25 protein-coding genes are annotated in these 20,958 nt (G+C 69.9%); 14 read left to right on the top strand and 11 right to left on the bottom strand.

Annotated elements, in window-relative coordinates; genetic code table 11:
• Positions 1-33: 33 nt before the first annotated feature.
• The gene (locus tag NWFMUON74_RS29125) at positions 34-909 is read right to left on the bottom strand and encodes an oxidoreductase (protein ID WP_187684937.1); all 876 of its coding nucleotides are present in this window, start codon (positions 907-909) and stop codon (positions 34-36) included.
• A 202-nt stretch (positions 910-1,111) separates the two neighbouring features.
• Here NWFMUON74_RS29125 and NWFMUON74_RS29120 point away from each other — a divergent pair, with 202 nt between their 5' ends.
• On the top strand, positions 1,112-3,151 hold the full coding sequence (locus NWFMUON74_RS29120; RefSeq protein WP_187684936.1) for an MDR family MFS transporter: 2,040 nt from the start codon (positions 1,112-1,114) through the stop codon (positions 3,149-3,151).
• A 48-nt stretch (positions 3,152-3,199) separates the two neighbouring features.
• Here NWFMUON74_RS29120 and NWFMUON74_RS29115 read toward each other — a convergent pair whose 3' ends face one another.
• The 3 genes from NWFMUON74_RS29115 to NWFMUON74_RS29105 form a co-directional block, all read right to left on the bottom strand.
• Positions 3,200-4,405, bottom strand: a complete 1,206-nt coding sequence (locus tag NWFMUON74_RS29115; RefSeq protein ID WP_187684935.1) for an FAD-dependent monooxygenase — start codon at positions 4,403-4,405, stop codon at positions 3,200-3,202.
• Positions 4,406-4,589: 184 nt separating this feature from the next.
• Entirely contained in the window at positions 4,590-5,249 is a 660-nt protein-coding gene (locus tag NWFMUON74_RS29110) for a PadR family transcriptional regulator (RefSeq protein ID WP_187684934.1), read from the bottom strand.
• A 9-nt stretch (positions 5,250-5,258) separates the two neighbouring features.
• Positions 5,259-5,849: a TetR/AcrR family transcriptional regulator gene (locus NWFMUON74_RS29105; protein WP_187684933.1), complete on the bottom strand. Its 591-nt coding sequence runs from the start codon at positions 5,847-5,849 to the stop codon at positions 5,259-5,261.
• Positions 5,850-5,957: 108 nt separating this feature from the next.
• Between NWFMUON74_RS29105 and NWFMUON74_RS29100 the strand changes: the two genes are divergently transcribed.
• Complete coding sequence (locus NWFMUON74_RS29100) at positions 5,958-6,650, top strand: class I SAM-dependent methyltransferase (protein ID WP_187684932.1); 693 nt, start codon at positions 5,958-5,960, stop codon at positions 6,648-6,650.
• Positions 6,651-6,662: 12 nt separating this feature from the next.
• On the opposite strand, the gene NWFMUON74_RS29095 is transcribed toward NWFMUON74_RS29100, so the two are convergent.
• Positions 6,663-7,454 carry a helix-turn-helix domain-containing protein gene (locus NWFMUON74_RS29095; protein ID WP_187684931.1) on the bottom strand — a complete coding sequence of 264 codons (792 nt, stop codon included), beginning with the start codon at positions 7,452-7,454 and terminating at the stop codon, positions 6,663-6,665.
• Positions 7,455-7,895: 441 nt separating this feature from the next.
• Between NWFMUON74_RS29095 and NWFMUON74_RS29090 the strand changes: the two genes are divergently transcribed.
• The 3 genes from NWFMUON74_RS29090 to NWFMUON74_RS29080 are packed head-to-tail and all read left to right on the top strand — an operon-like array spanning position 7,896 to position 9,931.
• Positions 7,896-8,267 carry a BlaI/MecI/CopY family transcriptional regulator gene (locus NWFMUON74_RS29090; protein ID WP_187684930.1) on the top strand — a complete coding sequence of 124 codons (372 nt, stop codon included), beginning with the start codon at positions 7,896-7,898 and terminating at the stop codon, positions 8,265-8,267.
• Positions 8,268-8,319: 52 nt separating this feature from the next.
• Positions 8,320-9,270: a M48 family metalloprotease gene (locus NWFMUON74_RS36385; protein WP_187684929.1), complete on the top strand. Its 951-nt coding sequence runs from the start codon at positions 8,320-8,322 to the stop codon at positions 9,268-9,270.
• Between the two features lie 46 nt (positions 9,271-9,316).
• Positions 9,317-9,931 carry an NAD-dependent epimerase/dehydratase family protein gene (locus NWFMUON74_RS29080; RefSeq protein ID WP_187684928.1) on the top strand — a complete coding sequence of 205 codons (615 nt, stop codon included), beginning with the start codon at positions 9,317-9,319 and terminating at the stop codon, positions 9,929-9,931.
• 18 nt (positions 9,932-9,949) lie between these two features.
• Here the strand turns inward: NWFMUON74_RS29080 and NWFMUON74_RS29075 are convergent, their stop codons facing one another.
• Positions 9,950-10,381, bottom strand: coding sequence for a hypothetical protein (locus NWFMUON74_RS29075; RefSeq protein WP_187684927.1), 432 nt, complete (start codon positions 10,379-10,381; stop codon positions 9,950-9,952).
• A 340-nt stretch (positions 10,382-10,721) separates the two neighbouring features.
• Between NWFMUON74_RS29075 and NWFMUON74_RS29070 the strand changes: the two genes are divergently transcribed.
• The gene (locus NWFMUON74_RS29070; protein ID WP_232110662.1) at positions 10,722-12,086 is read left to right on the top strand and encodes a cytochrome P450; all 1,365 of its coding nucleotides are present in this window, start codon (positions 10,722-10,724) and stop codon (positions 12,084-12,086) included.
• Positions 12,087-12,129: 43 nt separating this feature from the next.
• Here NWFMUON74_RS29070 and NWFMUON74_RS29065 read toward each other — a convergent pair whose 3' ends face one another.
• The gene (locus tag NWFMUON74_RS29065) at positions 12,130-12,957 is read right to left on the bottom strand and encodes a helix-turn-helix domain-containing protein (RefSeq protein WP_187684926.1); all 828 of its coding nucleotides are present in this window, start codon (positions 12,955-12,957) and stop codon (positions 12,130-12,132) included.
• A gap of 210 nt (positions 12,958-13,167) precedes the next feature.
• Here NWFMUON74_RS29065 and NWFMUON74_RS29060 point away from each other — a divergent pair, with 210 nt between their 5' ends.
• The 3 genes from NWFMUON74_RS29060 (at position 13,168) to NWFMUON74_RS36380 (ending at position 14,589) form a co-directional block, all read left to right on the top strand.
• The gene (locus NWFMUON74_RS29060) at positions 13,168-13,560 is read left to right on the top strand and encodes a nitroreductase/quinone reductase family protein (RefSeq protein ID WP_187684925.1); all 393 of its coding nucleotides are present in this window, start codon (positions 13,168-13,170) and stop codon (positions 13,558-13,560) included.
• Between the two features lie 47 nt (positions 13,561-13,607).
• Entirely contained in the window at positions 13,608-14,255 is a 648-nt protein-coding gene (locus NWFMUON74_RS29055; RefSeq protein ID WP_187684924.1) for a pentapeptide repeat-containing protein, read from the top strand.
• A gap of 151 nt (positions 14,256-14,406) precedes the next feature.
• The gene (locus tag NWFMUON74_RS36380; RefSeq protein ID WP_232110661.1) at positions 14,407-14,589 is read left to right on the top strand and encodes a response regulator transcription factor; all 183 of its coding nucleotides are present in this window, start codon (positions 14,407-14,409) and stop codon (positions 14,587-14,589) included.
• A 57-nt stretch (positions 14,590-14,646) separates the two neighbouring features.
• On the opposite strand, the gene yczE is transcribed toward NWFMUON74_RS36380, so the two are convergent.
• Positions 14,647-15,297: a membrane protein YczE gene (gene yczE, locus NWFMUON74_RS29045; RefSeq protein ID WP_187684923.1), complete on the bottom strand. Its 651-nt coding sequence runs from the start codon at positions 15,295-15,297 to the stop codon at positions 14,647-14,649.
• Between yczE and NWFMUON74_RS36980 the strand changes: the two genes are divergently transcribed.
• Positions 15,187-15,846: a hypothetical protein gene (locus NWFMUON74_RS36980; protein WP_425300738.1), complete on the top strand. Its 660-nt coding sequence runs from the start codon at positions 15,187-15,189 to the stop codon at positions 15,844-15,846. The genes yczE and NWFMUON74_RS36980 overlap by 111 nt on opposite strands.
• Here NWFMUON74_RS36980 and NWFMUON74_RS29035 read toward each other — a convergent pair.
• On the bottom strand, positions 15,803-16,519 hold the full coding sequence (locus NWFMUON74_RS29035) for a VIT1/CCC1 transporter family protein (protein ID WP_187684921.1): 717 nt from the start codon (positions 16,517-16,519) through the stop codon (positions 15,803-15,805). The two genes, NWFMUON74_RS36980 and NWFMUON74_RS29035, sit on opposite strands and share 44 nt — an antisense overlap.
• Positions 16,520-16,549: 30 nt before the next feature.
• Entirely contained in the window at positions 16,550-16,945 is a 396-nt protein-coding gene (locus tag NWFMUON74_RS29030) for a MerR family transcriptional regulator (RefSeq protein ID WP_187684920.1), read from the bottom strand.
• 60 nt (positions 16,946-17,005) lie between these two features.
• Between NWFMUON74_RS29030 and NWFMUON74_RS29025 the strand changes: the two genes are divergently transcribed.
• From NWFMUON74_RS29025 to NWFMUON74_RS29015, 3 genes are read left to right on the top strand one after another with little or no spacing between them, the layout of a single operon-like run.
• On the top strand, positions 17,006-17,644 hold the full coding sequence (locus NWFMUON74_RS29025; RefSeq protein WP_232110660.1) for a class I SAM-dependent methyltransferase: 639 nt from the start codon (positions 17,006-17,008) through the stop codon (positions 17,642-17,644).
• Between the two features lie 31 nt (positions 17,645-17,675).
• Positions 17,676-18,611: a phosphotransferase gene (locus NWFMUON74_RS29020; RefSeq protein WP_232111234.1), complete on the top strand. Its 936-nt coding sequence runs from the start codon at positions 17,676-17,678 to the stop codon at positions 18,609-18,611.
• Between the two features lie 55 nt (positions 18,612-18,666).
• Entirely contained in the window at positions 18,667-19,461 is a 795-nt protein-coding gene (locus tag NWFMUON74_RS29015; protein WP_187684917.1) for an alpha/beta fold hydrolase, read from the top strand.
• Here NWFMUON74_RS29015 and NWFMUON74_RS29010 read toward each other — a convergent pair.
• The gene (locus NWFMUON74_RS29010) at positions 19,439-19,945 is read right to left on the bottom strand and encodes a GNAT family N-acetyltransferase (protein ID WP_197986930.1); all 507 of its coding nucleotides are present in this window, start codon (positions 19,943-19,945) and stop codon (positions 19,439-19,441) included. The two genes, NWFMUON74_RS29015 and NWFMUON74_RS29010, sit on opposite strands and share 23 nt — an antisense overlap.
• 69 nt (positions 19,946-20,014) lie before the next feature.
• On the opposite strand from NWFMUON74_RS29010, the gene NWFMUON74_RS29005 reads away from it, so the two are divergent.
• The gene (locus tag NWFMUON74_RS29005) at positions 20,015-20,914 is read left to right on the top strand and encodes a LysR family transcriptional regulator (RefSeq protein ID WP_187684916.1); all 900 of its coding nucleotides are present in this window, start codon (positions 20,015-20,017) and stop codon (positions 20,912-20,914) included.
• The last annotated feature ends 44 nt before the right edge of the window (positions 20,915-20,958 follow it).

The following is a 20,958-nucleotide window of genomic DNA, read 5'->3' as shown; positions in this document are numbered from 1 at the left end:
TACGTAGTGGCAGGCCCTCCCGAATCGCGCCGCTCAGAACTTGTAGGTGACGCCCGTCAGCCGCTCGGACTCCTCCCACAGCCGCCGCCACAGCTCGCGGTTCTGCGACAGCTTGTTCGACGGCGACGGTTTGACCGGGCCGCGCGCGCCGAACATCCAGGTCGGGCCCCAGTACGTGTTCGGGTCGGCGTCGGGTGTGGTGGCGGCGAACAGGCTCGACTCGGCAGCCTTGGCGGGGGAGTGCCCGACCGTGGCTATGAATGGCTTGGCGACCTTGTCGAGGGGCGTCTCGGTCCGCGTGAACAGGTCGGTCGCGGAGACGCCCGGGTGCACCGCGTAGGACTTCTTGGCGGAGCCGGACTCGGCCAGCCGCCGCTGCAGCTCGCGGGCGAACATCAGATTCGACAGCTTGGCCTGCGCATAGGCCAGGTTGCGCTGGTACTTGCGCTTCTCGTAGTTCAGATCGTCGACCCACAGCTTCGGGGTCTGCTTGTGCGCGATGCTCGACAGCGTCACCACCCGGTCGCCGATGCGGTCGAGCAGCAGGCCGGTCAGCGCGAAGTGGCCCAGATGATTGACGCCCCATTGGGTTTCGAAGCCGTCCTTGGTGCGCGAGAACGGGATGTTCATCAACCCGGCGTTGTTGATCAGCACATCGAATTCGCCGGTCTGTTCGGCGAATTCGCGAATGGAGGCGAGGTCGGCCAGATCCAGCGCGGCCACCCGGACATCACCCGCGAGGCCGTCGGCGATCCGCTGAGCCTTGGTGGTGTCGCGGCAGGCCATGATCACGGTGCCGCCCTTGGCGGCCAGCACCCGGCTGGTGTGCTTGCCGATACCGCCGTTGGCTCCGGTGATCACGAACGTCCGCCCGGTCAGGTCCGGAATTTCGCTGGGGTTCCACGCCATGTCGAGACCTCACTGCCCTACCGTGTACGAGAAGCGTCGGTGCATTCTCTCACCCCCGACCTTACTTCAGAGTAAGTTCCGGGAACAGTATCCGACACGGCCGACCTGCCGACATCTCTCGGCTACTGCATCGGAATCGCATGGAGCTGGGTTGTTGCCGTGTCTTCGGGAAGAATACGGCCTTCCGGCACATACTGGGCTAATGACCGCTGCCGCCGCAGTAGCCGATGCCCCCGAACCCGTGAGCCACGCCCGCGCCAATGTGGTCTTCGGTACCGTCGTGCTGGGCATGCTCATGGCCGCGCTCGATCAGACCATCGTGTCCACCGCGCTGCCGACGATCGTCGCCGACCTCGGCGGCGCCGGGCACATGGCCTGGGTGGTCACGTCGTATCTGCTGGCGGAGGCGGTGGCGACCGCGCTGGCCGGCAAGTTCGGTGACCTGTTCGGCCGCAAGCTGGTGTTCCAGCTCAGTGGGCTCGTGTTCATCATCGGTTCGATGGTCGCGGGGCTGGCGCACGGCATGACGCTGCTGGTGATCGCCCGCGCCATCCAGGGCGTCGGCGCGGGCGGGCTGATGGTGACGTCCATGGCGCTGATCGCCGATGTCATCCCGCTGCGGGAGCGCGGCAAGTACCAGGGCGCGCTGGGCGCGGTCTTCGGCGTCACCACCGTGGTCGGCCCGACGCTGGGCGGACTGTTCACCGACCATGCCAGCTGGCGCTGGTGCTTCTACGTGAACGTGCCGATCGCGATCCTCATGATCGTCGTTGCGGCGCGGGCGATTCCGGCCCTGCGCGCGGCGGTGCGGCCGGTGGTCGACTATGCCGGGATCGCGCTGGTGGCGGTCGGGGTGAGCTGCCTGATCCTGGCGCTGGAATGGGGTGGGCAGGAGTATCCGTGGGGTTCGGCGACGATTCTCGGGCTGTTCGCGGCGGCGGTGGTGCTGCTGGCCGGGTTCGTGTTCGTCGAGTTGCGGGCGGCCGAACCGATGCTGCCGATGCATCTGTTCCGCAGCAATGTGTTCACCGTCTGCTCGATCCTCAGCTTCATCGTCGGCTTCGCGATGCTCGGTGCGATGACCTACCTGCCCGCGTATCTGCAGTACGTGAACGGGGTGTCGGCGACCGCATCGGGCGTGCGCACGCTGCCGCTGGTGGTGGGGTTGTTCACCACCTCGATCGTCTCCGGCCAGGTGGTGGGAAAAACCGGGAAGTACAAGTACTTTCCGGTCGCGGGTACCGCCGTGATGGCGCTGGGTCTGTATCTGATGTCGACCATGGACCGCACCACCGGCTTCTGGCTGGAGTCGCTGTACATGCTGATCCTGGGTCTGGGTATCGGCCTGGCGATGCAGGTGCTCACCATCGTCGTCCAGAACACCGTGCCCTACACCGATCTCGGCACCGCGACCTCGGGCGTGACGTTCTTCCGGACCGTCGGCAGCACGTTCGGCACCGCCATCTTCGGCACCCTCTACAGCGGCCGGATCGGACCGAACCTGGAGCAGGCGCTCGCGCAGGATCCAGGCGTGCCTCCGGCCGCGGCGGGCAGTCCGCAACTGCTGCACCGACTTCCGGAAGCGCAGCGCCTCCCGATCGTCGACGCCTACGCCCAGACCATCGACTACGTGTTCCGCTGGGTGGTGCCGGTGGCGGTGCTCGGATTCCTCGTCGCGTGGTTCCTGCGGCAGGTGCCGCTGCGCGACAGCGCCCGCGCCGAGGCCACCGACGTGGGCGGCGGTTTCGCGGTGCCCGATTCCGCCGATCGTGTGGTGCGGCTGGAACATTCGCTGGCCAGCGTGCTGCGCCGGTTGCGCGACGACGAACTGCCCGATCCGCGCATCCTGGCCGCCGCCGACAGCGCCCTCTCGCGCGATCAGGCATGGGCGATCGGGCAGGTGGAGATGCTGAACCGGGTGCGCGGCGGTGCGACGCTGGCGGCGATCGCCCGCGCCCACTGGATGCCGCCGGAAGTCCTGGAACCGGTGTACGACAAGGCCGTTCGCAACGGCTATGTCGAATTCGACGGTGCGCTACTGGATCTCACCGACGCTGGGCAGGCGGAATTCGATCGGATCTTCGCTGCCTGGCGCCGCTGGCTGTGCGAGTACGTCGAGGACTGGGACTGCGCCGATCCCGACGATCGGGTGCTGCTGGATCGCGCGCTGGACAATATCGTCGCCAAACTGCTCGACGAGACCGAGCGGCCCGACGTGCTACCGGCCGCCCGCGCGCGCTGACCGCGATCCCGCCCGGCGCAGGGCGCGGGCGGGATACGCGAAACGTGTTCAGGCTCGGGCGAGTTCGGCCCCGACATCGACCGGCGCGTCCCAATCGATGACGTAGCTCTGCTCCCGCAGCATGGTCTCCTCCAGCTTCATCAGCTTGCCCGCCAGCGGCATCAGCACCGGCATCATCCGGCGCATGACCGGGCCGACGGTCTTGCTGTGGCTGATCTTCGCACCCCGGGCGGCGATGCGTTCCACCCGAGGTCGGCGGATTCGCTCGTAGGTGGCGAAAGCCGTTGCCGGGTCGGCACAGTCGCGCAGGCAGCGGGCCAGCTGGATACCGCTCTCGATGGCCAGCGACGCCCCCTGTCCGGTGCTGTTCGACGGCGCGTGCACCGAGTCGCCGACCAGGACCATCCGGCCACGATGCCAGGTCGGGACCGGCGGCATGATGTGCAGGGCGCCGGTCACGGCCAGCTCCTCCGGGGCCGTGCTGCGGGCCAGTTCGCCGCCCGGTACATCGTCGCCGTAGGTCTCGCGCAGGATCCGCAACCACTGCTCGGCGGGCACCTTGCGGGCCTCCGACAGCGAAAGGTACTGCCGGTGCGGCAGGTTCGCGCCCCACCCGATCCGCCCGTCGGGCAGCGACCAGTACAGGTAGTAGGCGTTCTTGCCGTACGCGAACACCATGGTCCGCGGCGCCAGGTCGAACGAGCAGCGGGTGTAGGCGCCGAAGCCGAGCATGCCGAGGTAGTCGGCGGCCGGGGCCTGCGGGTCGATCAGGGTACGCACCATCGACTTGATGCCGTCCGCACCGACCAGGACGTCGGCGGTGGCGGCGGAGCCGTCGGCGAAGTGGGCGGTGACACCGTCGGAGTGCTCGTCGACGCCGATCAGCCGCTTGCCGTACTCGAACGGCACGCCCGCCGCGACCGCGGCGTCGTGCAGTACCTCGTGCAGGCTGCTGCGGTCGACCACCTGCAGCGGCTCCACGCCGGGCAGCGCGGGCATGCTGATCTGCTTGTGCCCCAACGACATCACGGTGTCGGTCATCGGCAGCGCGACCTTGCGTACCGCGTCACCGGCGCCGATGACGTCGAGCGCGGCCAGGCCGTTGGGGGCGAAACCGAGGGCGCTGCCGATATTGAATGCCGGGCCCGGATACGCCTCGTAGACGCGGGCCTCGATGCCGGCCCGGCGCAGCCCGGTGGCGGTCACCGGACCGGCGATGCCGCCGCCGATGACCAGTGCGGTCCGAATGGACATAGGTGTTCTCCCTGGTGGGTTCGGTTGCCCGAACCGATCCGCGCAGGGTGCCCCGTTATCCTGTAGTTGCCACACTTGGGCCGGGTTCGCCTGCGCGAATGCGGTTCGAGACGGTGAAAGGATCGGGCTCGGCGAGGTGTTGCCGCACCTCTCCGGGCCCGGTTTCGGTCAGGACGCCTGGTGATCAGGTGTCCGTCGACAGCGTGAAGTCCCCCCTTTCGACCATTTCGACGACCTCGGCGGGCTCGACGCCCTCGGCGTGCATGCGCCGCCACACGTCCAGGTCGGGAAAGGTGCCCGCGGCCAGCTCGTCGCGCAGCGCCGCGGCCCAGCGGGCCTCGGCCTCCAGCATCGCGAGCTGGAATTCGGATTCGACGATGAACAGGCGGGGGATGGCCGCGCGCTGGGCCGCGATCTCCTCGCGCTCGGCGGCGATGATCGCCGCCAGCCGGCGCAGCCGCTCGCCCAGCAGGGCGACCACGTCGTCGGGTGGCAGCAGCGCCAGGATGGACAGGCCGGCGACGAACCGGTGATGCTCGGGTTCGGGGGTGGCGACCAGTTCGCGGGTCCAGTCGTCGAGTTCGGCGCGGCCCGCCTCGGTGATGCGGTAGATGGTGCGCTCGGGCCGGGCGCCGGCGCGCTCGCTGCCGACGATCTCGAGGAAGCCGTGCTTCTCCAGGTTCTGCACGACGGTGTAGAGCGAACCCCACTTGATATCCATGTCGCGCTCTTTGCCGCGCTCCTTCAGCGTGGCCGCGATCTCGTAGCGGTGCATCGGCCGCTCGAACAGCACCGCGAGCACCGCGAGCGCGAGCAGGTTGCCCACCTTCCGCTTCTCGGCCATCACACCTCCTTACTCGTCTACGAATATACGTTCACGAGTATTCGAGGGCAAGTAGGCGCTTATCCCGGGCCCGACCAGTGCCTCGAGGCGCCGGAACGCGGCGTCGGGCGGCGTGGGGCGGCGGGGATCGATCACCGCGCCGATCAACCCGAGCAGACCCCAGGACACAAACGCGACGGTGTCGGCGAATTCCTCGTCGGGAAGGTCGAACCGCTCGCGGAAGTGGTCGGCCAGCATTCCGGCGATCATCTGCTGGGTCGCGCGCAGCGGCACGGCGCCGCTCTTGGGGCCGATCAGTGCGCGGTACAGGTCCGGATGTTCGGCCGCGAGCCGCAGCAGCGTCCGTGCGGGAGCCAGTGGCGGGGCGGTGCGCGGCACGGTCTGGGCCACCGCCTGGCGCAGGTAGTCGGTGCTGCTGCCGACCAGCAGGTCGTCCTTGTTGCGAAAGTGGGCGTAGAAGGTCGAGCGGCCGACATCGGCGCGATCGAGGATGTCCTGCACCGTGATCCGGGCATAACCGCGCTCCAGCATGAGGCCGATCAGCGCCTGGTGCAGTGCCCGGCGAGTGCGGCGCACGCGACGGTCGGCCGGTTCGGTCATCGCTGTCTCCCGGCGGTTCCGGACAGAATTCGAGGAACCGTCCCGAACCGGACGGATCGGCGGACTTCGGTTCTGGCCCGGCCGGCGCGCGGTTTCGAAGATGAACACATGTCCCGAAACCTACAACTGTTCCCCGTCATCGTTCCCGATGAGAACGGGCTGCTGATCACCAGTCCGCGCCGCTACAACGCCCTCAACGCGGTGATCTTCGGCGGGCGGCACCGCCGCCTGCTGGCGGAACTGGTCGCCGTCGGTGGCGCCGTGCCCGGCGACCGCGTACTCGATATCGGCAGTGGGCCGGGCAAATTGGCCGCCGCGCTGGCGACGGCGGTCGGCCCGGGCGGCAGTGTGCTCGGCATCGATGCGTCCCGGGCGATGGTCGACTACGCCCGGGCGCACGCCGCCGCGGCGAATATCGGCTTCGAAGTCGGTGTGGCGCAGGCACTTGCGGTGGCCGATGCCGAATTCGATCTAGTGACCTGTACTTTCGTCATGCATCACGTCGCCGCCGAGCGGCGCGCGGACGCGCTCGCGGAGATGTATCGGGTGCTGCGGCCCGGCGGGCGGCTGCTGCTCGCCGACGCGCACCCGACCGGGCTGATGCGGGCCGTCGCCGAGGTCATGGGGCGGGTGTCGCGTTCTGGTGCCGACTCCGAACAGCCCGCGGCGCGGCGGGATCCGTTCCGCGAGGTGAATGTCCGCCGCTACGCCGACAGCCTCGTCGGCGTGGGATTCGAGACGTCCGAGTTCCGCGCGAGCCGGTACGGCGCGGGGCTGCTGACCGCGCGCAAGGCGTGGTGAGCGGCCGCCGACTCACCCCGCCGCGCGCTCGCGCAGGATGCGCGCGGTGGCCTCGTCCGCGGGCAGGAACGCCTCCAGGTGCAACTCCGACAGGGAGACGTCGGTGGCGGTCGCGAACGAGGTGAGCGTGGTGATGAGCCGCAGTTCGCCCGCCTCGGCGCGCAGCCGCAGCGGCACCGCGAAGCCGAGGTAGCCCGGGCCGGGTGTGACCGGCGGCAGATAGCCCTCCAACTCGGCGAGCAATGCCTCGAGTTGCGGGTCGGGACTGATGCGCACGCGGCGGTGCAGCGACTCGGTGACGTGCCGACCCCATTCGGGCAGATTGAGCACCCGCGGCGCGAGGCCGTCCGGATGCAGGGCTAGGCGCCGCACGTTGACCGGCGGCCGCAGTAGTTCGGGCGCGCAGTCGTCGAGGAAGAGGCCGAAGGCCGCGTTGGCTTCGATCAACGTGCTGTGCCGGTCCACGATCAGCGCCGGATACGGCATGTGCCCGTCGAGGATGCCGCGCAGTGCCTCCCGGACCGGCTCCAGCCGTGGTGCGGCCCAGTCGGTTTCGTCGAAGGCCGGGGCGTAACCGGCCGACATGAGCAGGGCGTTGCGTTCGCGCAGCGACAGTTCCAGCGATTCGGCCAGCCGCACCACCATCTCCCGTCCCGGCCGGGACCGCCCCTGCTCGAGGAAGCTCAGGTAGCGCTGGGTCGTGTCGGCACGCAGCGCCAGGTCCAGCTGGCTCCAGCGGCGCAGCCCGCGCCACCGGCGCAACTCGCGGGCGAAGGGGCCGGGATCTGCCACGGCGGTAGTCATGGTGCCCATCCTCACCGCCGCACGGAGGCCGTGCCATTCCCTGTGGGGTATCGCGCGGGCAATCTTTGTGACGCGTGTGCGACCGCCCCGGAGTCCGGCGTGCCGGCGCGGGAGTCCGGGGCGGTGCTGGTCGCGAGCGCGCTGACCGATGTGCGGCGCGCTTGTTGTCCCCTGGCGCCGACGGCCGCCCGGGACGATGAGGGAAGCCCGGAATGCCGTGCACGACCGGCCGGTCGCGTCGTGACCTCCGACGGTCACCTGAGGGAGCGATCCGCCGAAGCATGTGTTCTACTATCTACGTACGTAGACAGTAGTTCAGGCAATCCGGGCGGGTCAAGTGGCGCAGCCGGTTTCGTCGGCCAATTTACTGTCTAAACACGTAGATATTATGTCCAGGTAAGCCGTCCGGTCGCCGGAGCGGCGGCACGACGAGGAGGTACGGTGCGCACGCGCGGATTCGGGGAACTCGAGTCGGTGGTCATGGACCGTCTCTGGAATCGGGACGGCGATCCGACCACCGTCCGGGAACTGTTCGACGAACTGACCCGTGAACGCGATATCGCGTACACGACCGTTATGTCGACCATGGACAACCTGCATCGGAAGGGCTGGCTGAAGCGCCGCCGCGAGGGCAAGGCGTTCCGCTACTGGCCCACACTCACCCGTGAGCAGCACAGCGCCCGGCTGATGCGCGAGGCACTGGACGACGGCGGCCGCTCGGAACTGGTGCTGGCCCACTTCGTCGAACAGATCGGGCCGGAGGAGTCCGACCGGCTGCGCGCGGCACTGCGGAGATTGGCGAGGGGAACATGAATTCGCGCGGGACCGTCCGGCTGAGGGTCGCGCCGACCGGTGAGGTGCGGGTGTGAGCGTCGCGATCGGGCTGTTTCTCTACGCCGTCGTGGTGGCGGCGGCCGCGCCCCGGCTGCTGCCGCGATTGACGCGGCACGGGGTGCTGCCCGGGCTGGGCGTGCTCGCCTGGCTGACCCTGATCGTGAGCGCGCTCGGTTCCTGGAGTGTGGCTCTGGTCGTGGCGCTGGCGGATCTCACGCACTCCTGGTTTCGCCCGGACGGGCCGGTGCTCTCGGGGCTGCACGAGGCGGAGGAGATCGCGGTCGGCCACGCCGGTTTCGCGGCCCAGCTCGGCCTGATGGGATTGACCGGCGCGCTGTCGGTGGCGGCCCTGGTGCTCGGCGTCCGCTTGGCCCGGCTGCATCGGCGGATGCGGCTGCGCGCGCGGGAACACGCCGAGGCGCTGCGGCTGACCGGCCGCCGGGTGCATCGGCACGACGTCGGCGATGTGGTGGTGCTGGAGTCCGACGAGCGCGCGGCCTACTGCGTGGAGGGCGTGCCGAACGTGGTCGTGGTGACCAGCGGTGCGATGGCGGCGCTGGCCGACGACGAACTGGCGGCGGTGCTCGCGCACGAGCACGCGCATCTGCGGCACCGGCATCCGCTGCTGCTGACGATCATGCGCGGGCTGGCGACCACGTTCCCGCGGCTGCGGTTGTGCACCGTCGGCGCGCGCGAGGTCGCCCGGCTGCTGGAGATGTGCGCCGACGATTCCGCGGTGCGCCGCCACGGCCGCGCCCCGCTGCTGTCGGGTCTGCTCGCGCTCTCCGGTGCGGCGCCCTCGGGCGCGCTCGCCGCGAGCGGCGTCGATGTACTGGCCCGCGCCGAACGCCTGGCCATGCCGCGCGCCGGCTGGCACGTCCAGACCCGCGCGGGCCTGCTCACCGGGATCGCGCTGGGCGTCAGCGGCCCGCTGCTGTTCGCCGCCACCGCGGCGTCGGGGATCCTGCTCTGCCTGCTGTGAGGATGTCACCCGGCCGCGCTCGCCCGCCGATGGTTATGGTGGCGCTGTGCGAGTCTTCGTGGCGGGTGCCAGTGGTGTGTTGGGTGTGCGGCTGACGCCGCTGTTGGTCGCGGTCGGCTGTACGGTCGCGGGGATGACGAGGTCGTCGGCCAAGGTGTCGAAACTGGCCGAACTGGGGGCCGAGCCGGTCGTGTGCGACGTGTACGACGCGGCGGGGCTGGAGCAGGCGGTACGCGCCTTCGCCCCGGACATGGTGATCCATCAGCTCACCGACCTTCCCGACAACCACGCCGATCTCCCCGCCGGACGGTCGGCGAACGCGCGCATCCGGCAGGAGGGCACCGCCAACCTGCTGGCGGCGGCGCGGGCCGCGGGCACGAAACGGGTACTGGCGCAGAGCGTCGCGTGGGAGATGACCGGAGAGGGCAAGGCCGCCAAGGACTATCTCGAGGAGGCGGTGCTCGGTGTGGGTGGCGTGGTCCTGCGCTACGGCCAGTTCTACGGCCCCGACACCTATTACCCCGACCCGAGCGATTACCCCGAGCCGCCGCGCATCCACGTCGACGAGGCGGCCGCCCGCACCGTGACCGCGCTGGAACTGGCCTCGGGAATCTACGAGCTCACCGACACCGGCCAGACGGACTTCGAACCGGTGCGATAACTTCCGCCCGCCCGCCCATCACCACGGGGTGCCGGTGGGCTCGGCGGGGTCGAACGCGATATCGGATCCGGTGCAGGGCCACAACTTCTCGGGGGCCGCGGTCACCACTCGGCACGCCCGGCAGACTTCGTCGAGGCGGTCCGCGCCCTGGGCGTCGCGCAGGTGCAGCCGTTTCGGCACGACGATCGCGTCGGGGGCGATCATGTGCGCGAAGTTCAGCAGATGCTCGATCGGCTCGGCGATGACATCGGGCTGCGGCTGCACCCGCAGCAGGTACAGCAGGTGCCAGTCGTGCCGGGCCGCGATGGCCCGAATCGCTTGTTCCGCATCGTCTTCGGCCGCGCCCCAGCGCACGCTGCTGAGCGGGCGGCACAGATCGGTGCGCAGGTAACCGATGACGAACGGTTGCTCGCGCCGCGTGGGCAGCGCGAGTGTGGCGGACACGGTCATGGTTGCACTCCACGTCTTCGGCGAACCCCTCGAATCGCCGAGGGTGCGGTAGAAAAGGCCTGGTGCGGGTCGTTACGGCGATCGCTACCGTCCGTGCGTCACCAGTCAACTGCCGCGGCGGTCCAGCCGTCAATGCACATCTTGTGAAAACGCCTGCCGCACCGGCGGTCCGGTGCGGCGACCGCATGATTTGCACAAGGTGTGAATTGACACCCCGGAAACCTCGGCGGTTGACTGATCCGGCAAGGAAGGCAAGCGAATTCCCGCGGGGCGGAACACGATTGCCGAGGGTTTTCCACACCCGGTGCGAATCGGGCGTCGGCATTCTGGGAGTAGTGCAGTGTCCGAACGAATTCCGGCGGCTGAACCGGCCGCTTCCGTGGTGCCGACCGCTCCCGGTGCGGTCCCCGTGCTCGGCCATCTCCCCCGGATGCGGCACTTCCTGGACTTCCTGACCACACTGCCCGCGCACGGCGACCTGGTGACACTGCGGGTGGGTCCGGCGGAGGTCGTGGTGGCGTGCACGGCGCAGTTGGGGCACGAGATCCTGCGCCGCGGCGAGGATTTCGACAAGGGCGGGCAGTTCTTCGAACGCGCCAAGGAGGTGGTGGGCAACAGCCTGACCACCTGCCGCCACGAGGAACACCGGCGGCAGCGGCGCCTGGTGCAGCCCGCGTTCCACAAGCAGCGCCTGGTCGACTACGCGAGGCACATGACCGCCGAGATCGCCGGGATGAGTGCCGGGTGGCAGCCGGACACCACCGTCGACGTCACCGCCGAGACCATGACCGTCGTCGCGAAGATACTCGCCCGCACGATGTTTCAGCGCGCCGCGCGCACGCCCGGTGAGCTGCGGCAGGTGCTCGAAGATATCGACACCCTGGTCGCGGTCGCGGCCAAGCGCATGGTGCTGCCCGCCGCGCTGGCCCGGCTGCCGACGCCGGACAACCGGCGCTACCACGCCGCGAGTCGGCGGCTGCGCACCCTGATCGCCACCGCCGCGACCGAGGGGCGGGCCGCGGGCGATGACGCCGCCGATCTGCTCTCGGTGCTGCTGGCGGCCCGCGACGGGCAGACCGGGCTGTCCGATACCGAGATCGTCGATCAGCTGCTGCTGTTCCAGATCGCCGGGATCGACACCACCGCAACCGCTCTGGCCTGGGCACTGTGGCTGATCGGCACCCGCCCCGACGTCGAACGGCAACTGCACGCCGAGGTCGACGCCGTGCTGTCCGGCGGCCCGGCCACGCACGAACACCTGCCGCGCCTGATCTACACCCGGCAGGTCGCCGTGGAAACGCTGCGCAGGTATCCGCCGGTGTGGATCCTCACCCGCACCGCGATGACCGATACCGTGCTCGGCGGGTATCGGATCCCCGCCGGGGCCACGATCGTGATCAGCCCGTACCTGGTGCACCAGCGGCCCGACCTGTATCCTGCCCCGGCCCATTTCGATCCCGGGCGCTGGGAAGAGGACCGCGATCTGCCCGCGGGCGCGTACCTCCCCTTCGGCCACGGCGCCCGGCGCTGCATCGGTGAGCATTTCGCCATGACCGAGCTGACTCTCGCGCTGGCATCCATCACCGCGCGCTGGCGGTTGCGGCCCACTCCCACGCTGACGGAGCGCCCCCCACGCCCCCGCCTGGCCGCCAGCCTCCGCCCCCCGTCCCTTCCGATGCTGCTCACCCGCAGAACCCCCGGATAACCTTCCCGCTCGCCCGCGCGACCGGCTCGGGTGAGCGGGGCGCTCAGCGGGGTGGGTAGGTCTCGGGTGGGTAGCGTTTCAGGTACTCCGCGAGGCGGACCGGGGTCAGTGCCCAGTGCAGGAACGGGCTGCTGTCGTGCGACATCCGGAAGACCATCTCGAAAGCGGTGCCGTCGGAGATGTCGCGCACCCACACCGTGTTCCGTTCCTCCAGGGTGGCGGGATACGGTGTGTCCCACATGTTCTCGAAGTCGGGGTTCCGCCGTAGCCGGGTCTTGACCTCCTCGATCCGGACCTCGGGGGCGAAGCCGGTCAGCTGCGTGCGGCAGGCGCGCACCAGGTGGTGGGTGTCCTCCTCCCAGCGCACGAACACGTCGCGCGCCGCCGGGGTGAGCACCTCGTACTCCACCACACCCGCACCCGGGCCCAAACCGGGAAAGAAGCGGTCGAAGGCCGCGTTGGTCGCGACGACCCGGTGCAGTGCGCCCTCGATCAGATCCCGTCCGGCCGGAGTGACCATGTAGCAGGCCGGGAAGGGGTCGGCGTCCAGCACGGTCAGCTCCCGCGGTGTCGGGGCACGCGCCGCCCGCGGCCGGGACGCCGGAGTATGACCCGGATCGACCAGCGACAGCAGCTGCCTGGTGTCGGCCGCCGGGATGCGCAGCACCGGCGCGAGCGCGGCGATCGTGTTCCTGGTCGCGGCCCGATGCCCCGACTCGACCTTGCGCAGCAGCGATTCGGACAAATGCGCCGCGGCGGCCAGTTCCGTCACATCCAGTGCGGCGTCCTGACGCCAGCGTTGCAGAATCCGGCCGACCGGCAGGGGCTCGTGTCCGCCGTGCTGCCGGGGTTCGTCCGCCTGTCGCCCCATCGTCCGCCCCCTCCTTCCGGACTTCGGCCGGGCCCGTCGAGGCACCGATCCTACGCGCGCGGCCGCGTCGGTCCAAGCCTCGACGCATCGCGACGATGGTCGAAGCCGTTGCCACGCTGCGTGTTTGGTCAGGAGCGAGGCCGGAATCGGCACGCGCCGTGCCCACTGTGTCGGGATGCCCTGTCCGGGTGCCGGTGTTACGGTCGGCGCATGGCGAATCGTCGCGATATCCAGCACCGCGTAGTGACGACCTTCCAGCGCAACATCGGCAATCCGATCCTGCGGCGGCTGGGTGCGCAGACTCTGCTGGAAACCACCGGCCGGGTGAGCGGAGAGCCGCGGGTCACCCCCATCGGCGGGCGACGCGTCGGCAACTCGTTCTGGTTCGTCTCCGAATTCGGCGAGCGCTCCCAGTACGTCCGCAATATCCGGGCCGACAACCGGGTGCGGCTGCGACTGCACGGCCACTGGCACACCGGCACCGCCCACCCGGTACCCGACGACGACGCCCGCGCCCGGCTGCGCGAACTGCCGCGCGCGAACAGTGCCGTCGTGGGGACGGTCGGCACCGATCTGCTCACCGTGCGCATCGATCTGGACTGAGCACCGCCACCCCGGAGCTTGTCGGGACTCTCGCCTAGGGTGCAGGGGTGCCCCGCGACCTAGCCGATCTGCCGTACGCCCGCTTCCTGGAAGGCTTCGACGCCGACCCCGAATCCGACACCGAGTACGAGAGCGTGCACATCGACGCGGCCACCTTCGAGGCGATCGACGCCCGTGGTGCCCGGTTCACCGAGTCGGCGTTCACCCAGGCCGTGTTCAGCGGCGGCATGCTGCGGTATGCCCGTTTCGACGACGTCTGGCTTCGCAACGTCCGGCTGATCGGGACCAATCTCGGCCAAACCAATTGGCTCAACTGTGAATTCGTCGATTCGGCGCTGTCGGGCGTGGAGGCGGTCGGCGCCGGGCTGCGGCGCATCCGGTTCGAGGGCTGCAAGTTCGACTCGGTGAATCTGCGCAATACCGCGCTGCAGGATGTCACCTTCGCCGATTGCGTCCTGCGCGACACCGATTTCGGCGAGGCCAAGCTCACCCGGGTGAGTTTTCCCGGCTCCCGGCTCGATCAGGTCGCGCTGCACGGGGCGACGCTGCGCGAGGTCGATCTGCGCGGCGCGGTCACACTGGACATCACCGCCGGGATCGACGCGCTGCGCGGCGCCACCATCAGCCCCGTGCAGCTGTTCGACCTGGCCCCGGCGTTCGCGCGGGCGGCGGGAATCATCGTGCGCGACAACTGATTCCGCCTTCAGGCGTGCGCCGTCTTGCCGCCGTCGATGACCAGGTGCGCGCGATTCCTGGTGAAGGACGCCTCGCCGACCGAACTGCTCGACGGCATCCGGCGTGCGGCAACCGGGGATCGGCCGGTTCTCGCCGGGGGTGCTCGGGCGCGTGGTCGACTCGGCCGTCACCGCCCACGCGAAGGCCGGAAAGCCCGCCACGCCAACCCTGTCCGGGCTGACGGCTCGCGAAGCCGAAGTGCTGGAACTGGTTTCGCAGGGACTGTCGAACGCCGAGATCGCCGATCGCTTGCACGTCGGTGTGACGACGGTGAAACCCATGTCACCAACCTGATGACCGGGGCTACCAATCGGGTCCGGTTGGCCGTCCTGGGCCTGCGGCCTCGGTGAGTTACTCGGCATCGGCTCGGTCGGCGCTGACCGAGATGAGCTCCGGCTCGGGCTGCGGGACGGGGTGGAAGCCGGGCAGCCAGCGATCGGCCAGCGGGATCAGCAGGTGGATCAGCGGACCGATGCCGAAGGCATAGACGAGGGTGCCGATCCCGACGCTGCCGCCGAGCAGCCAGCCGGTCACCAGCACGGTCGTCTCGATTCCGGTGCGGATGGCCCACACCGGTTTTCCGGTGCGCCGGACCAGTCCGGTCATCAGGCCGTCGCGCGGGCCGGGGCCCATGCCCGCCCCGATGTAGAGCACGGTGGCGATCGCGTTGAGCAGCACGGCCGCCGCCATCGCGCCCACCCGCACAGGCAGCGCCTCCAGCGCGGGCAGCAGCCACAACCCGGCATCGACCGAGATCGCGATCACCACGACATTGCTCACCGTGCCGAGACCGGGCTTCTGCCGCAACGGAATCCATGCCAGCAGCACCGCCACGCCGGTGACGGCGGTCACGGTCCCGAAGCTCACCGGCACGTGCCCGGCCACGCCCTGATGAAACACATCCCACGGGTCGAGCCCGAGCGCCGCGCGGATCATCACGGCCATCGAGAACCCGTACAACCACAGCCCGGCATACAGCGCACACAGTCGGCGGAACAACATCGCACCAGCATGACGGCCGACTGGACCCCGGATACAGAGCCAGTGCCGAATCGCTGGCCTTCAACCCGTTGGTCGCTGCGATCGGCGGTGCCAACCTCGGGACCATGCGGATCGAAGCGTTTCTCGCCTGGTGGCTGCCCTAGGGCGGCCCCACCTTCCGCATGTCTTCCCCTCGCGGCCGCCCCGATCGGGCGGCCGTTTCGCATGCGGTGGCCTGATCGGGTGGCCCACCCGAAGGAACCATCGATGCCCCGACGACTCACCGCCTTCACCCCCTCCGGCGATCTACACCTAGGCAACTATTTCGGCGCCAGCGCGCCGCTCGTCGAGCGACAAGCGCCGGGCGAGACCATCGTGTTCGTCTCCGACCTGCACGCCCTGACCCTGCCGCACGAGCCCGCCGAAGTACGCAGGTGCGCAATCGGATTTGCGACCCTCCTGCTGGCCGCGGGCGTAGACCCGAACGGCGGCCCGTTCATGGTCAGGTCGGGGGTGGGCCGGTGGTTCAGTGGCCGGACATGCCGGGTAGCTGGCCGACGGCGTAGGTGATGGCCATGGCCAGGGCTCCGCCTACGACCACGCGGGCGGTGGCGCGGACGGGGTTGCTGCCGCCGAGCCGGGCACTGACCGAGCCGGTGACGGCCAGCGCGATCAGCACGGCCGTGAATGTCACCGGCACTCGCCACGTCGCCGGGGGCAGCAGGATCGCGAGGAGGGGCAGGAGCGCGCCGCAGGTGAAGGCCACCGCCGAGGAGAACGCCGCCTGCCACGGGCTGGTCAGCTCGTCCGGGTTCAGCCCGAGTTCGGCCTCGGCGTGCGCGGCGAAGGCGTCGTGCGCGGTGAGTTCCTCGGCGACCTTGCGCGCGGTGGCCGTGGACAGGCCCTTGCGCCGGTAGATCTCGGCGAGTTCGGTCAGCTCGTAGTCCGGTTCGGTGGCCAGCTCCCGCTTCTCCTTCGACAGCAGCGCCTTCTCGGAATCGCGCTGCGTGCTCACCGAGACGTACTCTCCGGCCGCCATCGAGATCGCCCCGGCGACCAGACCGGCGACGCCCGCGGTGAGGATCGGACCGGTGCTGGTGGTCGCCGAGGCGACACCCACGACCAGACCGGCCGTGGACACGATGCCGTCGTTGGCGCCGAGCACCCCGGCGCGCAGCCAATTCAGCCTCGACGCCAGCCCCTCGGCGTGCGGTTCGTGCGGATGCGTGCGGTTGTCGTCCACGACGAGAACAGTAGGCGGGCCGCGGAGGGCTCAAGGCTCGGGCACGGCCCGTGCCAGCAGGGCACGGAAGTTCGGGCATTCGCGCAGATCCTCGGAGGTGCAGTCCGCGGCGTGCCCGATGGTCGCCATCGCCGCCTGTGCCCACGCGATCTGCTGTTCGAGCCGGTCCTGATGGGCGCGCAGCAGCCGCCGGCGGGACTCGCGGTCCCCGGTGGCGGTGGACAGGGCGCGAATCTCGTCCAGCGACAGCCCGACCCGCTTGGCTACCACGATCAGCGCCACCGTCTCGGTATCCTGCGGCGTGTAGCGGCGGCGGCCGCCGTGGTCGCGCCGCGGCGCCAGCAGGCCCATATCCTCCCAATGCCGCAGCACGTGCGTGGCGAGCCCGAATCGTGCGGCCAGATCGCCGATCGACAGATCCGTCATGCACCGGACTCTAAGCCGCGCGGCGCCACTCGCGCGGGCGGCACCGGTAGCATGCGTGGGGTGAATGCCCTCGTCGCTCGTGTGTTGTCCACCCTCGCCGGTCAGCTCGGCAATCCCCACGGCGTGCTGGGCAAGGGTGTGGCGGCGATGTTGAATCGCGGCAACCGGCCGCTCATCGAGGCTGCCGTCGAGGCGGCGGAGGTCAGCTCCGGGTCGGCCGCGGCCGATATCGGTTTCGGTGGCGGTGTCGGGCTGTCGCTGCTCCTGGATCGCGTCGGCGCGAACGGCACCGTGCACGGCGTGGAGATCTCCCCGGACATGCTGGCGCGGGCCAAGTCCCGCTTCTCGACCGAGATCGGCACGGGCCGCCTGCGCGCCCTCGAGGGCTCGCTGACCGACCTGCCGCTGGCGGACGCCGGCCTGGACGCCGCGATCACCGTGAACACGGTCTACTTCGTCACCGAACTGGACCGCGCCTGCGCGGAACTGGCGCGCGTGCTGCGTCCCGAGGGCCGTCTCGTCGTGGGCATCGGCGACCCGGACGCGATGGCGCGAATGCCGTTCACCGCCTACGGTTTCCGGCTGCGCCCGGTCCCGGAGCTGATCGACGCGCTGGAGCGCGCGGGCTTCGCCGTCGAGGACCGTCCGCTCGGCGACGGCCCGATCCCCGCCCACCTGCTCGTCGCCCGCCCGGCCTGAGCGGCCCCACCCGTAGGATCCGCGTGTGGACATGAGCGCGAGCGTGGTGCTTCCCGACGGCTGGCAAGACAGTGTCCGGGCGGCCCTGGCGGAGTCGCCGCGGCCGGAATTGGCGGACGGGGGACTGCGGCTGCTGGGTGCCGGGATGGACAGCGTGGCACTGATGCTCGAATCGGACGGGGGCGAGTACGTGCTGCGCCTGCCGCAGGATCCACACGGGGCCGAAGGTATCGCGCACGAGCAGCGATTGCTTCCGGAGCTGGCCCCCTGTCTCCCGGTGCCCATCCCGCAGTTCCTGTTCACCGCGCCGAATCCGCTGGGCCCCGGGCGATTCTGCGCCTACCCGGCCGTTCCGGGCGAGTCTCTGTCCGAGGAGCAGTGGCGTGCGCGAGGACTGCTGGACCGGCCCGCGATTCACCGGCGGATCGCGGAATCGCTCGCCGGTGTGCACGCCTTCCCGGCCGACCGGGCCCGCGAACTCGGCATCCGAATCTGGGATCTGCGAGGCGAATTCGGCGACGACCTGAAAACCGTGCGCGCCGAGGTAGTCCCGCTGCTCGATCGGTCCGACGCGGCGCTGCTGCTGGCGGCTTGGGAACGCTACCTCGACGACGACGCCAACTTCGCCCACGAGCCCACGCTGATCCACGCCGACGTGAGCCTGGACCACCTGCTCGTCACCGGTTCCGAGCTCACCGGGCTGATCGACTTCGGCGACGTGGCGATCGCCGACCCGGACTACGATCTGTGCTACCTGTACCCCGAGGCCGGGCGCGAGTTCGTCGACCGCGTACTACGCTGCCGCGGCACGGAACTCACTCCGCGCACCGAGACCAAGCTGCGCTTCTGGGCCTGCGCCGACCCCGCCCTCGACGTGCTGCACGCCCAGGAACACGAGATGCCGGAGTTCCAGCAGGAACGACTGCTCGTCCTGACCGAGGCCCTCGCGCGGTACCAGAACCGCTGACCCGAAATTCGTTTGCGTCGGCGGCGAGGATGGTCGGGTGTGTGAATCTGCGACGATGACGGTCGACGGCATACCGATCCGGCTGACGGACTTCGGCGGCGATGGGCGGCCGATGCTCGCGCTGCACGGAAGTTTCGGCCGCGCAACGATATTCGCCGGTTTGGCCGGTGAGCTGCGCGGCCGGGCACGCCTGCTGGCCCCCGACCAGCGCGGCCACGGGCACAGCGCCCGCACCGCCACGTACTCCAGCGACGACTTCGTCGCGGACGCCGCCGCGCTGCTCGAGCGCCTGGGTCTGGGACCGCTGGTGGTGTTCGGGCATTCACACGGCGGCATCACCGCCTACCGGCTGGCCGCGCGCCGCCCGGACCTGGTGTCCGCGTTGATCATCGAGGATGTGGGGCCCGTGATGCGCGCGCCGGAGATCGCGCACCCCGTGCTCGACGTGCGCGGCTGGCCCACCGGCGCCGCCACGAAAGAGCAACTGGCCGAAGCGATCCGGGCGCGCGGCATCCCCGACCCCGGCTACTTCCTGCAGAGCGCCGAACCCGCCGCCGACGGTTGGCGGTTGCTGTTCGACTGGGACGATATGATGGCCGTGCAGACCGGCGGAGTCGGCGACTGGTGGCCGGACTGGCTCGAATCCACCTGTCCCGCACTGGTTCTGCGTGGCGAGCACAGCCCGCTGCTGCCCGCGGACCTGGCCGCCCGGATGGTCGCCCGCCGACCCGGCAGCCGCCTGGTGGAGTTCCCCGGCGCGGGCCACTGGATTCACGACGACGACCCGGCGGGGACGGCCCGCGCGGTCGCCGCCTTCCTGGACGAACTCAAACCAGGTCGTAGCGCATGAACACGTCGGCCCGCTCGTAGGGCATCGGGCCGATCCGGTCGCTCGGGACATGCACGAAACCCACCGATTCGTAGAGGTGCACGGCATCGGCGAGCTTGGCGTTGCTGCCCAGGAACAGCGTCGTGGCGCCGCCGCGGCGGGCGTAGTCGATCGCCGCCCGCAGGATGATCCGCCCCAGGCCGCGCCCGCGCCGCTGCCGGGCCACCGCCATCTTCGACAATTCGAAGACGCCGTCTCCCTCCGGGACCAGGGCCACGCACCCGACGATCTCGTCGCCGTCGCGGGCGATGAGCACCTGCCCACCCTTGCCGACGATCTCACGCTCGGGATTGTCCAGCTTGACGGAGTCGGCGGGTTCCAGTGCGAACAACTCCACGATCCACGCCTCGTTGAGGTCCTTGAACGCGCGGGCGTCGGCCGGGCCCGACATCGGCTCGACGACGATCGTGCCGGTCCCCGCGGGTGATTCGATCTGCTGTGTCACGCCGCCAGCATGCCCGCCCTCGAATCATCACGTCCAATACTTGATAGGTCGAATTGATACGTTCGACTTATGAACGAGGGTGTGGAGCTGCGTCATCTGCGCTACTTCCTGGCGGTCGCGGAGGAGTTGCACTTCGGCCGCGCCGCTGCGCGGTTGCACATCGCCCAGCCCGCCCTGACCCAGCAGATCCAGCGATTGGAGACACTGCTGACGACCCGGCTGTTCGACCGCACCTCGCGCAGTGTCGCGTTGACTCCGGCGGGGGAGGTGCTGCGCGAACGGGCCGCGGCGATTCTCCGGCACGCGAGCCGTGACCTGGACGAGGTGGCGCGGATCGGCCAGGGCAGCCAGGGCCGGCTCTATCTCGGCTTCGTCCCGTCGGTGCTGCCGCTGCAGCCGCTGCGCAGCGTCCGGCAGTTCCGGGACCGCTATCCGCTGGTGCAGATCGACCTGGTCGAGGGCTACACCACGCACATGATGGCGCAGCTCGGGCACGGCGCGCTGGACATGGTGATCGTGCGTGATCCCGACGAGCAATCCGGCACGGTGGTGTTCCCGCTGGCTACCGAGCCGTTCATGGCCGTGCTGCCGGTCGATCACCCGCTCGCGGGCCGCGACGCGCTCACCGGCGCCGAACTCGCCGACGAGCCGCTGGTGTTCTTCCCGCGCGCCGCCGGTGGGCACGCCCACGACAAGAACCTGCGACCCCTGATCGAAGCCGGTCACCGTCCGCGCATCGTGCAGGAGGGGAACAACTGGACCACGATCCTCCACCTCGTGGGTGAGGGGCTGGGTGTCACGGTCGCACCGCGCAGCGCGACCTTCACCGCGCCGCGGACCGTCCGCATCGTGCCGCTGGTCGAAACCGGCGCCACCACAACGGTTTACGTCGCCCACCGGATCGACGACGACCGCGCCCTGGTCCACAACTTCCTCGCGCTCCTGCCCACCGGCGACACCCCGACGTGAGGAATGCGGGAAGAAAAATCGGATGCGGCTGCCCGTATCCTGGA

This window comes from Nocardia wallacei, from assembly GCF_014466955.1.
GTDB classification, from domain to species: domain Bacteria; phylum Actinomycetota; class Actinomycetes; order Mycobacteriales; family Mycobacteriaceae; genus Nocardia; species Nocardia wallacei.
This window is presented reverse-complemented; position numbering and strand designations above follow the sequence as displayed.